This window comes from Streptomyces sp. NBC_01264, from assembly GCF_026340675.1.
Classification (GTDB): Bacteria; Actinomycetota; Actinomycetes; order Streptomycetales; family Streptomycetaceae; genus Streptomyces.
In genome coordinates this window covers 1,426,422-1,439,653 of the sequence record NZ_JAPEOX010000001.1, presented here as the reverse complement: position 1 = coordinate 1,439,653, position 13,232 = coordinate 1,426,422, and the positions used below count along the sequence as shown (strand labels likewise).

10 protein-coding genes are annotated in these 13,232 nt (G+C 74.0%); 4 read left to right on the top strand and 6 right to left on the bottom strand.

Annotated features, from left to right (window positions below):
- Window positions 1–47: 47 nt before the first annotated feature.
- Window positions 48–800, bottom strand: coding sequence for a DUF4328 domain-containing protein (locus tag OG435_RS06485; RefSeq protein WP_266875844.1), 753 nt, complete (start codon window positions 798–800; stop codon window positions 48–50).
- Window positions 801–947: 147 nt separating this feature from the next.
- On the opposite strand from OG435_RS06485, the gene OG435_RS06480 reads away from it, so the two are divergent.
- From OG435_RS06480 to OG435_RS06470, 3 genes are all read left to right on the top strand, one after another.
- Window positions 948–3,830, top strand: a complete 2,883-nt coding sequence (locus OG435_RS06480) for a phosphodiester glycosidase family protein (protein WP_266875843.1) — start codon at window positions 948–950, stop codon at window positions 3,828–3,830.
- Between the two features lie 55 nt (window positions 3,831–3,885).
- Window positions 3,886–4,302, top strand: a complete 417-nt coding sequence (locus OG435_RS06475; RefSeq protein ID WP_266875842.1) for a VOC family protein — start codon at window positions 3,886–3,888, stop codon at window positions 4,300–4,302.
- Between the two features lie 132 nt (window positions 4,303–4,434).
- Complete coding sequence (locus tag OG435_RS06470) at window positions 4,435–6,825, top strand: excinuclease ABC subunit UvrA (RefSeq protein ID WP_266875841.1); 2,391 nt, start codon at window positions 4,435–4,437, stop codon at window positions 6,823–6,825.
- 107 nt (window positions 6,826–6,932) lie between these two features.
- Here OG435_RS06470 and OG435_RS06465 read toward each other — a convergent pair whose 3' ends face one another.
- The 5 genes from OG435_RS06465 to OG435_RS06445 all read right to left on the bottom strand — a co-directional run bounded on the left by OG435_RS06465 (window position 6,933) and on the right by OG435_RS06445 (window position 11,426).
- Window positions 6,933–7,178 carry a barstar family protein gene (locus OG435_RS06465; protein WP_266875840.1) on the bottom strand — a complete coding sequence of 82 codons (246 nt, stop codon included), beginning with the start codon at window positions 7,176–7,178 and terminating at the stop codon, window positions 6,933–6,935.
- A 129-nt stretch (window positions 7,179–7,307) separates the two neighbouring features.
- Window positions 7,308–7,847, bottom strand: coding sequence for a hypothetical protein (locus OG435_RS06460; protein WP_266875839.1), 540 nt, complete (start codon window positions 7,845–7,847; stop codon window positions 7,308–7,310).
- A 55-nt stretch (window positions 7,848–7,902) separates the two neighbouring features.
- Entirely contained in the window at window positions 7,903–9,870 is a 1,968-nt protein-coding gene (locus tag OG435_RS06455; RefSeq protein ID WP_266875838.1) for an ABC transporter permease, read from the bottom strand.
- Between the two features lie 158 nt (window positions 9,871–10,028).
- Complete coding sequence (modA, locus tag OG435_RS06450; protein WP_266875837.1) at window positions 10,029–10,847, bottom strand: molybdate ABC transporter substrate-binding protein; 819 nt, start codon at window positions 10,845–10,847, stop codon at window positions 10,029–10,031.
- A 183-nt stretch (window positions 10,848–11,030) separates the two neighbouring features.
- A complete protein-coding gene (locus OG435_RS06445) occupies window positions 11,031–11,426 on the bottom strand; it encodes a TOBE domain-containing protein (protein ID WP_266875836.1) in 396 nt (131 codons plus the stop codon).
- Window positions 11,427–11,573: 147 nt separating this feature from the next.
- Here OG435_RS06445 and OG435_RS06440 point away from each other — a divergent pair, with 147 nt between their 5' ends.
- Window positions 11,574–11,981: an RNA-binding S4 domain-containing protein gene (locus OG435_RS06440; protein WP_266875835.1), complete on the top strand. Its 408-nt coding sequence runs from the start codon at window positions 11,574–11,576 to the stop codon at window positions 11,979–11,981.
- Window positions 11,982–13,232 lie beyond the last annotated feature (1,251 nt).

The window sequence follows — 13,232 nt, the reverse complement described above, 5'->3', positions numbered from 1 at the left end:
ACGGGTTCCGAGGGCTACTCGGACGCGTCCGGCACGGGTTCCGCGGGCTACTCGGACGCTTCCAGGCCGCCTTGCGCGCCCCTGGCGGTCTGCATCGCCGTCAGTGCGCGCACGAAGCGGATCGCGAGGACGGAGGCCGCGAGCAGCACCACGCCGTACGCGGCTGCGGCGGTCGCGGCCGTGGCGAGCCCGTCCGGGTCGTCGGCGCGGCCCCAGAGGATGCCGAAGACGCGGTTGGCGAACAGCGCGGTGATCCACACCAGCCACCACCTGGTGACGGGCGCCGTCGGGACGGGCCGGTCGGCATCGTCCGGCCCGCGCAGCAGGCTGGCGGCCCAGATCTCCTTCGCCATCCTGTACGGGATACGGAGGAAGGCGAAGGGCACGAACCAGCCGCCCACGGCCCAGGCCGCGGACCGGGTGACCGTCGCCCGGCCGAGGATCCGGGCGTTGTGGTGGACCCGGTGGAACCAGGTGATGAACACGGCCGCCGTGACGACCAGCAGCGGAATTTCCACGAGGCCCGCCAGGGCCATCAAGGTGTCCGGCAGGGTGCCGCCGTCCTCGGTGCCCGCGTCCGGGTAGCGCCCGGCGCGCAGGGCCGCACCGAGGTACGCGCCGGTTCCGGCCAGGAGCAGGGCGTACAGCCCGGAGAGGGCGAGCAGGGCGGTCGCGGCCGCCGCGAGACCCCCGGGCGGGCGCAGCGGAGCGAGCGGCTCCGCGGTGAGCTCCGGCAACTCCGGCAACTCCGGCAACGGCTCGTCGACGGGCTGCGGTGAGCCGGTCGCGCTGAAAGACATGAGGTCGTACCCCCGGGTCGAAGACGTGGCGGGGCCAAGGTTTCAGACGGCACCTTCGGATGACTTGGTGCGGGCGAATGGCTGACACCACCGGACTCGCGCTGTGTTCATCTGCTCATATGCACAACGCTGGCCGATCCTGCCTGGATGTCCCCCCTGTGCCCGCTGTCGTCCGTCCTGCTGCCGGCCCTGCTCACCGTGCTGCTCGTGGCCCCGGCATCCCCGCCGGCCCATGCCTCCGGGGGCGGCGGGGGAGAGGGGATCGAGACGGCCCGTACCGCCCGGCAGATCGCCCCCGGGGTACGGCTGGAGTCGTACGACCGGCTGGAAGCCGACCGGTGGCTGCGCATCGACGAACTCGACGTGCAGCTGGCGGGCGAGGGCGCGGGCTCCGGTGTGCGTGCGGAGTACCTCGGCGGCCGGGGCGTCGCCACCGTCTCCGACTCCGCCGCCCGCCACCCCGCGGGGCGGGGCCGCCGCGCGGTCGCCGCCGTGAACGGGGACTTCTTCGACATCCGGGGTACGGGCGCCCCGCTCGGCCCCGGCATCGGCGCCGGACGGCTGCTGCACGCGGCCTCGGCCGGCGCGGGACAGGCCGTCGGCTTCGGTGCCGACGGGCCGGGCCGGGTGCTGCGCCTGGCCCTGCAGGGGAGCGTCGCCCTGCCCGGCGGCGCGGTGCGCCCGCTCGCCGGTTTCAACGCCGCACGCCCTCCCGCCGAGGGCTTCGCCGCCTACACCGCCGACTGGCCGGCGGACGGACTCCCCGCGACGGGACCGGCGGTGGAGCTGCGCGAGGGCCGGGTCACGGCCGTGCGCGCGGCGGTACGGGGCCCCGCGCGCCGGGAGCGTCCCGCACCCGGAACCACCCTGCTGGTCGCGGCGGGCGCGGCGGCGCCGGAACTCGCCGCCCTGCGCCCCGGGGACGCGGTCACGGTGGCGGCCCGGCCGGTGGACGCCGGGGGCGGGCCGCTCCCGGTGAGCGCGGTCGGCGGCCGGGAGGCGCTCGTGGTGGCCGGGGTCCCGCAGAACCACGACGGCGAGCCGAACAACGCGGCCGCGCCGCGCACCGCCGTCGGCTTCTCCCGCGACGGCCGCCGGGCCCGCCTGGTCACCGTCGACGGCCGCCAGCGCGACAGCGGGGGCATGACCCTGACGGCGCTCGGCCGGCTGATGCACCGGCTCGGCGCCCACGACGCCCTCAACCTGGACGGCGGCGGCTCCTCGACCCTGCTCGCCGCGCTCACCGGGCAGGCGGCTCTGACCGTGGAGAACTCCCCGTCCGACGGCCGCCAGCGCCCGGTCCCCAACGGCCTGGTCCTGACCGCCCCGGCGGGTGACGGCCGCGCCGCCGGCTACCGGATCGAGCCCGTCGGCGGCTCCGCCCGGGCCTTCCCCGGCCTGACGCGAACCCTCGGGGCCACCCCGTACGACGCACTGCTCGGTCCGGTGCCCGCGCAGGAGAAGGCGCCGGGCTGGTCCCTCCCGGAGGGCCGGGGCCGGATCGGTCCCGACGGGGTCCTGCGCGCGTCGGGCCCCGGCCCGGTGGAGGTGCGGGCCCGCCTCGGAGCGGCGAGCGGGGCGCTCCGCCTCGACGTGCTGGGGGCCCCGACCCGGATCCGGGCCGTGCCGGAGCGGATCGGGCTCGCGGAGGAGGGCGAGTCCGCGCGCTTCGTCCTGACCGGGTACGACGCGCAGGGCGCCGCCGCCGTGATCGAACCCCGGGACGTGGAGCTCGACTTCGACCGTTCCCGGTGGCGGGTGGCCGACGACGGACACGGCGGCTTCACGGTAACCGCCCGGGTCCCGAACGCGACAGGCCAGCTGCGCGCCACGGTACGGGGCGTCCCGGCTGGGGCAAGAGCCTTGAGCGCGGCCGCTCCAGCGGGCCAGGCAAACGCAACTGTCCCTACAGGCGCAGCAGATGGGGCACCCACCTCGGTCACCGCACGTGCCTCCGGTGCTGCCGCGCCCCCGGCCCCGGCCCAGGTGGCCCTCGGGGTGGGGCTGTCGGACGTGGTGCTCGCGGATCTGGAGGACGCCGGCCGGTGGACCGGGCCCGGTGTCGCGCCCGGGCAGGGGCGTCCCGGCCGGGGGCTCGCCCTCGTACCGCCCGCCGGGGGCGGGACCGCGGCGGGGAGCCCGCCCCGGCCGCTCCGGGTCCCCGAACTGGCCCGGTCGCTCTCGCTCTGGGTGCACGGAGACGGCTCCGGGGCGCGGCCCGCGGTGGAACTCGCCGACGGCGACGGGGCCGCCGCGGTCCTGCGCGGGCCCGCGGTGGACTGGACCGGCTGGCGGGAGATCAGGCTGCCGCTCCCGGCGATGGCGGAGCGCCCGTTCACCGTGACCCGGCTCTCGGCCACCACCCCCGCGGCCACCCGCACCAAGGGCCCGGCCAAGGCCAAGGACCCGGCCAGGACCGCCGCCGCCCCGCGGCTGCTGCTGGACACCCTGGCGGCGCGGACGCCGCCGACCGGGGTGGTCCGTACGCCCGACTCCCCGGATCCGATCGTGGCCACGGCGGCCCGGGTGGACTCCATGCCCTGGCGGTTCGCGGTCGCGCCTGCCGGAGCCCGGCCGGCCGCGGCCGCCGCCCGGATCGCAGCCGTCGACTTCGTACTGACCGGCGCCGGCCGCCCGGCCTTCGTGCACCGGGGCGTACGGTTCCTGCCGCTCGGCTCCACGCGCCCCACCCTCGCCGGTGGCGGCCTGGACCGGATCACGGCCCTGCGCGCGGCCCTCGCGACGGCCTCCCGGGAGTCGGGCACCGGAGCGCTGGCCGTCGTGGAGCCGTACGCGCCGCAGGCCGTGGACCGCAAGGAGGCCGCCCTGCGCCTGCGCCTCCTGGCGGAGTTCCGCCGGGCCACTGGCAAGCGGGCCGCCGTCATCACGGTCGGCGCGCCCCGCTTCGCGGCCGGCCGCACGGAGGGCGTGCTCACCGTCACGGCCCCCCGCACCGGCCGCACCGTGATCGGCGCCGACTCCTTCGCGGCGGGCGACTGGCTCTCCGTACGGCCCGCGGCCGGTCGGTGAAAGCGGTCAGGAACGGAGAAGCACCGGCCGGCCCCCCGCCCGTAGCGTGAAACCCATGGACATCAACCTTTCGCAGTGCTTCATAGCCGTCGACGACCACGACACGGCGCTCCCCTTCTACCGGGACGTCCTCGGGCTGGAGGTCCGGGCCGACGTCGGCTTCGAAGGGATGCGCTGGGTGACCCTCGGATCGCCCGCGCAGCCCGATGTGGACATCGTCCTCGAACCGCCCGTCGCGAACCCGAACGCCTCGTCCGCCGACCGGGAGGCCATGACGGACCTGCTGGCCAAGGGCCTGCTGCGCGGTGTCATCTTCCGCACCGACGACTGCGACGCCACCTTCGAACGCATCCGGGCCGCCGGCGGCGAGGTGCTCCAGGAGCCGATCGACCAGCCGTACGGCGTCCGGGACTGCGCCTTCCGCGACCCGTCCGGCAACATGATCCGGTTCCACCAGCCCCGCACGCGCTGAGATCCGCCACACCTCTTACCTGGCGCCGCCCCGGATGACACCGCCGATCGGGTAGACAGGAGGGCGTTGCCGCGACCGCGCAGGCGGCGCCGGCCCGACAGAGCGGCGTCAGCCCAACAGTATGGAGACACGATGAGCAAGGTCACGAGGACGGGCGCGCAGTCACCCGAGCCGCACGCCGCCGACGTCCACGACCTGATCCGCGTACACGGCGCGCGGGTGAACAACCTCAAGGACGTCAGCGTCGAGATCCCCAAGCGCCGGCTCACGGTCTTCACCGGCGTGTCCGGCTCGGGCAAGAGCTCCCTGGTGTTCGACACCATCGCCGCCGAGTCGCAGCGGCTGATCAACGAGACCTACAGCGCCTTCGTCCAGGGCTTCATGCCGACCCTCGCACGCCCCGAGGTGGACGTGCTCGACGGGCTGACCACCGTGATCACCGTCGACCAGCAGCGGATGGGCTCCGACCCCCGCTCGACGGTGGGCACCGCCACCGACGCGAACGCGATGCTGCGCATCCTGTTCAGCCGGCTCGGAAAGCCGCACATCGGCTCGCCCAAGGCCTTCTCCTTCAACGTGGCCTCGATCAGCGGGTCCGGGGCGGTCACCATGGAGCGCGGCGGGGAGACCGTGAAGGAGCGGCGCAGCTTCAGCATCACCGGCGGCATGTGCCCGCGCTGCGAGGGCCGGGGCTCGGTCAACGACATCGACCTCACCGCGCTGTACGACGACACCAAGTCCCTCAGCGAGGGCGCCCTCACCATCCCCGGCTACACGATGGAGGGCTGGTACGGCCGCATCTTCAGCGGCTCCGGCTTCTTCGACATGGACAAGCCGATCCGCAAGTACACCAAGCGCGAGCTGAGCGACCTGCTCCACAAGGAGCCGACCAAGATCAAGGTCGAGGGGATCAACCTCACCTACGAGGGCATCATCCCGAAGCTCCAGAAGTCGATGCTCTCCAAGGACGTCGAAGCGCTGCAGCCGCACATCCGGGCGTTCGTGAAGCGCGCGGTGACCTTCACCGTCTGTCCCGACTGCGAGGGCACCCGGCTCAGCGCCGGGGCCCGGTCCTCGAAGATCAAGAAGATCAGCATCGCCGACGCCTGCGCGATGCAGATCAGCGACCTGGCCAAGTGGGTCCGCGACCTCGACGAGCCCTCGGTGGCCCCGCTCCTGGCCACGCTGCGCCAGACCCTGGACTCGTTCGTGGAGATCGGGCTGGGCTACCTGTCCCTGGACCGGCCCTCGGGCACGCTGTCGGGCGGCGAGGCCCAGCGCGTCAAGATGATCCGCCACCTCGGCTCCTCGCTCACGGACGTCACCTACGTGTTCGACGAGCCCACGGTCGGCCTGCACCCCCACGACATCCAGCAGATGAACGGCCTCCTGCTGCGGCTGCGCGACAAGGGCAACACGGTGCTCGTCGTGGAGCACAAGCCGGAGACGATCGCGATCGCCGACCACGTCGTCGACCTCGGTCCCGGCGCGGGCCAGGGCGGCGGCACCATCTGCTTCGAGGGCACCGTCGAGGGGCTGCGGGCGGGCGACACCATCACGGGCCGGCACTTCGGCGACCGCGCGAGCCTCAAGGAGACGGTGCGCGAGCCGAACGGAAAGCTGGAGATCCGCGGCGCGAAGACGCACAACCTGCGGGGCGTCGACGTCGACGTGCCGCTCGGGGTGCTCGTCGTGGTCACCGGCGTCGCGGGCTCCGGCAAGAGCTCGCTCGTCCACGGCTCGATCCCGGCCAGCGAGGGCGTCATCTCGGTGGACCAGGGCGCGATCCGCGGTTCCCGGCGGAGCAACCCGGCGACGTACACGGGCCTGCTCGACCCGATCCGCAAGGCCTTCGCCAAGGCCAACGGCGTGAAGCCGGCCCTGTTCAGCGCCAACTCCGAGGGCGCCTGCCCCGGCTGCAACGGCGCGGGGGTCGTCTACACCGACCTGGCGATGATGGCCGGGGTCTCCACCGTCTGCGAGGAGTGCGAGGGCAAGCGTTTCCACGCCTCGGTCCTGGAACACCACCTCGGCGGCCGCGACATCAGCGAGGTCCTCGCGATGCCGGTCACCGAGGCCGCCGAGTTCTTCGGCGAAGGCGAGGCGCGCACCCCGGCCGCGCACAAGATCCTGGAGCGGATGGCGGACGTGGGCCTGGGCTACCTCAGCCTCGGGCAGCCGCTGACCACCCTCTCCGGAGGGGAGCGCCAGCGGCTCAAGCTGGCCACGCACATGGCGGAGAAGGGCGGGGTCTACGTACTCGACGAGCCGACCGCGGGCCTGCACCTCGCCGACGTGGAGCAGCTTCTCGGCCTCCTCGACCGCCTCGTCGACTCCGGCAAGTCGGTGATCGTGGTCGAACACCACCAGGCGGTCATGGCACACGCCGACTGGATCATCGACCTCGGCCCCGGCGCCGGCCACGACGGCGGCAGCATCGTCTTCGAAGGCACCCCCACCGCCCTGGTCGAAGCCCGCACCACCCTCACCGGGGAGCACCTGGCGACGTACGTGGGCGCCTGATCGCGTCCGGACCGGGCGGCCGAGCCCGCCCGGTCCGGCACGCACGGCCTCACCCGACCGGCCGGCTCAGCCCGTCCGCGAGCCGTATGCGCTCGGGCACCCGCGGCTCACCGGAGCACGACCGTGACCCCGCGCCGCTCGAGGAGCCGAACGATCTCCTCGAAGGAGGAAAGACCGTCCTGCGGATCCTCTACGACGTCCGCCAGCGCGCGGCGCGCGACCTCGGAGGCGTGCCAGGTCAAGGTGAAGGGCGGGGCCACTGCGAATCCACCGCACAGGCAGTCCGTGAAGGCGTCCCACCCCCACCCGTAGTAGCGGCCGGGCCCGAGCAGGGCACCGGCCGGCTTGTTCACCGGAAAGCTCCGGCCCCACCTGGCGTGATCTGCGATGCGCACCCAACCCCTGAACGCCTGAAGAACCTTCGCGCCCACGATACGGAGCCGCCCGGCCCGGGGAGGAGTGAGGACGCCTGGGGCCGTGCGTCAGGCCTCGTCGGCGGCGCTCGGATCGTGGGCGTAGGTCCGCACCGGGTCGAGGTGCAGTTCGTAGGGCCCGAAGCAGTCGGCCGCGAGGGTCGCGACCTGAGCGCCGCAGGCGCAGGCGCGGTTGAGCCCCTGGTTGCCGGTCGGTCCGCAGCACCCGTTGCTGTTCTCCCAGTGGGGAAGCGGCAGCAGGCCGGCGGCGGCGTCGGGATGCGTCAGCACCGTCTGCCTGCTGCCCGCCGAGATGACGAAGCCGTCGTCACGAAGGACCAGAAGTCCGCGTGACTGAGCCCGCCTCGGGTTTTCCTGATCGTCCTGCACGACGTAGGGATGGCCCCAGGGCTCGGGATCGATCGCGTACCGGCCCCGCGGAACGGTGGAAGGAGCCCGGCGTGTCGTGGCGTCCCGGTCCTGCTCGTCGTCGGAGACGTCGGGGACGGTGGCGAGCTCGGTCAGTTCCGGGGTGATCGCGGTGCCGCACTCGGTACAGAGGAAGACGGTCATCGCCCTGTTGTAGTCCTCAGGGCTGCGGTTTCGCATCCCCGTTTCCCCGCTCGGAGCGGTTGCGCGAGGAACCCCGGGGCAACGCCCCGCCTCAGAGTTGTACGAGGGTGACCTCGGTCGCCTTCACGCTGGTCCATACCGTGGCGCCGTCGACGATTCCCAGTTCGGCGGCCGCCTCGGGGGTGATCTCCGCGACCAGGTCGGGTGCCTGGTCCGAGCCGATCAGCAGGCGCAGGCGGCTGCCGACCGAGGTGATCTCCCGTACGGTGCCGGGCCATACGTTACGAGGGCTGCCGCCCGGGCGGTCCCGGTGCACGGACACCGCCTCGGGGGCGATGATCGCGAGCGCCTGCGCCCCTTCGGGCAGCGCCTCGGCCACCACCAGGCGGCCCCCGGCGGCGAGTTCCAGTCCGTCGGCCGAGGCCGTACCGGGCCAGGCGTTGCGCCCCAGCATCCGGGCCACCCACGGGGAGCGCGGGTGCCGGGTCACCTCGGAGGGCGGGGCGTCCTGAAGGGTCCGCCCGTCGGAGAGTACGAGGACCCGGTCGGCCAGGGACACCGCCTCGACGGGGTCGTGCGTGACGATGAGGCAGACCCCGCCGAAGCCGGACAGGTGCCGGCGCAGGGTGTGCCGGACATGGGCGCGGGTGGTCTGGTCGAGGGCGGCGAGGGGCTCGTCGAGGAGCAGCAGGCGCGGGCGGGCGGCCAGCGCGCGGGCCAGCGCCACGCGTTGGGCCTGCCCGCCGGAGAGCTGGGCGGGCTTGCGGTGGGCGAGGTGCCCGACGCCGAGCCGGTCCAGCCAGGCCTGGGCCTCCGCCCGGGCGGAGGCCCGGGGCACCCGGTGGGCGCGCAGCCCGTACGCGGTGTTGGCGAGCGCGCTCAGGTGCGGGAACAGCGCCCCGTCCTGGGGGACCCAGGCGACCTGGCGCCGGTGCGGGGGCAGGTCGGTCACGTCGGCGTCGCCGAGGCGGAGTTCGGCGTGGGCGCGGGGGGTCAGGCCGAGCAGGGCGCGTAGCAGGGTGGTCTTGCCGGCGCCGTTCTCGCCGACGACGGCGATGGTGGTGCCGGGTTCGGCGTCGAGGGTGAGCTCGTTGTAGCCGGTGACGGTGGCGTGCAGCGGCCAGTGCCCGCCCTCGGCCTGAGTGCCGGGGGAGACCGGATCCCCGTGGGAGACCGGAGCCCCGGGCCGTACGGGGTCCGCGGGGGCCGGGCCGCCGGGCTCCTCGGGGGGCACCGCCGCGCCGGGGTCCTTGCGGGTGACGGGGGTTCCCGTCCACCTCCCGCGCAGGGCGACGAGTACGGCCATGGCGATCGCGAGCAGCAGCAGGGACACGGAGGTGGCTGCCTCGGGCTGGTCCTGGAGCAGCAGGTACACCTGGAGCGGCAGGGTCTGGGTGGTGCCCGGGAGGTTGCCCGCGAAGGTGATGGTGGCACCGAACTCCCCGAGCGCCCGGGCCCAGGTCAGCGCGGCTCCGGCGATCAGGCCCGGCGCCACCATCGGCAGCGTCACGGTGAAGAACACGCGCAGCGGGGTGGAACCGAGGGAGGCGGCGGTCTCCTCGTAGCTCGGCTTGAGCCCGCCGAGCGCGCCCTCCAGGCTGATCACGAGGAAGGGCATCGCGACGAAGGTGGCCGCGATGACCGCGCCGGAGGTGTGGAAGGGCAGCGTGATGCCGAAGGTGCCCTCGAGCCAGGGGCCGAGCAGCCCGCGCCGGCCGAAACCGAGCAGCAGGGCCACACCGCCGACCGTGGGCGGCAGCACCATGGGGAGCAGGACCAGCGAGCGGACCAGCGCCTTGCCCTTGAACTCGACGCGGGCCAGCAGCCAGGCCAGCGGCACCCCGAGGAGGAGGGAGAAGCCGAGGGCCCACAGGGACACGATCAGCGAGAGCCGGAGCGCCTCGACCACACCGGGGCTGGTGAGGTGCGAGCCGAGATCGCGCCACTGGGTGCGGCTGAGGATGCCGACGAGCGGCATCAGCAGGAACGCCACGGCGAGCAGCGCGGGGAGCGCCAGAGCCACGGGGGGCCGGGCGCTGCGGGTACGGAGTCTGCTCATGTGGGTTCCTGGCCGGGGATGTCGGGACGCCGCCGGGGAGTTCGGACTTCCGGCGGCGTGTGAAGCGTAATGCGGGGGCGGCAAACGGAGGGGGACCGCCCGTCCCCCCGGACCAGGCGGTCCCCCTCCGTTCGCCGGACCCGGCCGGCGGCCGGCGGTTACGGCTTCTGGAAGCCCGCGTCCTGGAGGATCTTCTGAGCCTCCGGGGTGGTCAGCCAGGCCACGAACGCGGCCGCGGCCTCGGCGTTCTTGGAACCCTTGAGCGAGGCGGCCGGGTACGAGGCCACGGCGTTCTCGGCGTCCGGGATCTCCACGACGGCGACCTTGTCACCGGACTTGAGGGTGTCGGTCTTGTAGACCAGACCGGCGTCGGCTTCGCCCAGCTCGACCTTGCTCAGCACGGCGCGGACGTTGGGCTCCTGGGAGACCGGCTTCACCTCGATCTTCTGCGCGTCGAGGATCTGCTTGCTGTAGCGGCCGACCGGGACCTCGGGTGCGGCCAGCACGACCTTGATCTTGGTGTTGGCGAGGTCCTTGAGGCCGGCGATCTTGAACGGGTTGCCCTTGACGGTGGCGATGACCAGACGGTTCTTGGCGATGATCGACGGGTCGTTGGTCTGCGCCAGCAGGCCGGTCATGGTCTTGGTGTCGGCGGTGACCAGCGCGTCGGCCGGGGCACCCTGCTTGACCTGGGCGGCGAGCTCCTGCGAACCGGCGAAGGAGAAGTTGATCTTGGTGCCCGGGTGCGCCTCCTCGTACGCCGCGCCGGCGGTCTTGAAGACGTCGGTCAGGGAGGCTGCGGCGAGCACCGTCAGGTTCGCGGCCTTGGGCTCGGCGGAGGCGGAGGTGCCCGGGGAAGCGGCGCCGGTGTCCTTCTTGTCGTCGCTGCTGCCGCAGGCGGCGAGCGCCGGCACGAGCAGGGCGGCGGAGAGGGTGAGCGCGGCGGTGCGGCGGTTCAGGGGCAGGAACGTGGACATGAGCTGGTGCTCCTCGGTCGGGTCGGCGGCCGGCCTGGTGCCGGATCCGCGCGGTGGTGACCCGCGCCGGTGACGGGCGGAGCGGGTGGGGACGCGTCGTACTGAGCGGTACTCGGCGGTACTCGGCGGTCCTCGGGGGTGCGCCGGGGGTGGGACGGGTGGGATGGGTGGGGCGGAGTGGGGTCAGGTGCGGTCGATGTGCACGCTGGTCGACTTCACGCGGGCGGTGGCCCGCATCCCGACCCGCAGTCCGAGTTCGTCGACCGCCTCCCGGGTCAGCAGGGAGACCAGGCGGTGGGGACCGGCCTGGATCTCCACCTGGGCGGCCACGTCGCCGAGCTTGACGGCGGTGACGATGCCCGGGAAGGCGTTGCGCGCCGAGGTGTAGGTCTCGCCGTCCTCGGTGTGGGCCCCCTGTGCCACCTCGATGGAGAAGGCGGCCAGGGCGCGTCCGTCGATCAGCCGGCGACCGCCCTCGTCGCGATGGGTCGCGACGCGGCCGGCGTCGGCCCAGCGGCGAGCGGTGTCCGGGCTGACGCCCAGAAGGCGGGCCGCCTGACCGATGGTGTAGGACTGCATGTGCGACACGGTAGGGGCACATGTGAGGCATTTGCAATTCCATTGGGATGATATCCATGGCAGATACCGCCGCACTTGTCGTAACCGACGAAACGATTCCGCTTCGGGGGACTCGGGCGGCCCGGCTCGTCTCGCTAGAGTCGGGGCATGGCTGAAGAGGGAACCGCAGGTGCGGGCGCGGGGTCGGGTTCGGGGTCGGCGCGGGTCGACGTGTGGATCTGGTCGGTCCGGCTGACGAAGACGCGGGCGATCGCCGCCACGGCGTGCCGGGCGGGACACGTGCGGGTCAACGGGGAGCGCGCGAAGCCGGCCCAGCCGGTACGGGCCGGGGACGAGGTACGGCTCTTCCATGCGGGGCGCGAGCGCATCGTGGTGGTCCGGCGCGCGGTGTCCAAGCGGGTCGGCGCCCCGGTGGCCGCGGAATGCCTGACCGACAACAGCCCGCCGCCGCCGACCCCGGTGGAGGCGGCGGTGGTCGGCATCCGCGACCGCGGCGCGGGCCGACCGACGAAGCGCGAACGCCGCGAGATCGAAACCCTGCGCGGCGGCCGCTAGGCCGTCTCTTTCGGATCTTGCCTGGCCGGCGTCGTCCGGCACCGCGCCTCGCCGCGCTGCCGCGGCTCCCGAGTACGTCCAGTACGCGGGAGCCCCGGCAGCGCGCCGAGGCACGGCACCGGACGACGCCAGCGGCCCTTGGGGCCGCGGCCCCAAGGGCCGTTTCCGGCGCTCCCCGCCGTCCCGAGGGCCGTCTCCGGCGCTCTTCTCCGCCCCGCCGTCTCCGGGGCTCCCGCCGTCTCGGGCGCTCTGGCCGACCTCGGAGCCCCGCTGACCTTGGAGGCCCCGGAAGCTCCCCCGACCTCGGCGCTCCCGCCGCTCTCGGGGCCTCACGCCTGGTCCGCAGCCCCACCGCGCCCGGAGGCCCTGGCCGGCTCCGCCGTTTCGCCGACCCTGGTGGAGGCGGCGGTGGTCGGCATCCGTGACCGTGACGCGGGCCGACCGGCGAAGCGCGAGCGCCGGGGTAGGGAGCTAAGGGAGGGGTGACAGTGAGGGTCGCCCCCCTCTTCCGCCGGCCTCGGGGGTTTCGGCCGGTATGCCGGTCCCGCTGCTCGGGCTGGTCCCGCCGACCCTGCAGGTCCCGCCGCGCCCGGAGGACCTGATCGGTCCGTTGGTCCCGTTGGCCTCGGAGGATCCGGCCGGTCCGCCGGCCTCGCCGCTCGGGCAGGTCTCGCCGGCCTCGCAGGCTCCGGGCGGCCCTCCGGTCCTGCTGCTCGGGCTGGTCCCGCCGGGTCCGGAGGGCCTGGTCGGTCCGCTGGTCTCGCTGGTCTCGGGGGTTTCGGCCGGTTTGCCGGCCCCGCTGCTTGGGCTGATCCCGCCGGCCCTGGCGGTCCCGCCGCGCTCGGGGGACCTGGTCGGTCCGTCGGCCCACGCTGCTCCCGGAGGCCCCTGCCGCCCCTGCCGGTCTGCAGGCCCCGCCGCCCCGCCGGGCCCGGAGGGCCTGGACGGTGCGCCGACCCCCGGGGCTCTCGGAGGCTCCTGCCGACCCTGCCGGTCCGCAGGCCCCGGCGGTGCAGGCTGCCCGCGGCCCCGGTCGGCGACCGGGGTTCCCGGTGTGTGCGCATGGCGCCCACGTCGACTTGTGGGTCCCGTGCTCGGACGCCACGTGGACCGATCCCTTTGCCGCCCCGGCTGGCAAAAATTTCTGCAAGCCATTGCGGCAGTTCTCCCCATAAAGGGTCCTTGGGGGTCCTCCGGATGTGATCGGTGGTGAGATTTCCGGTTCACGAGGGGTTCACGTGCTGGTGACAG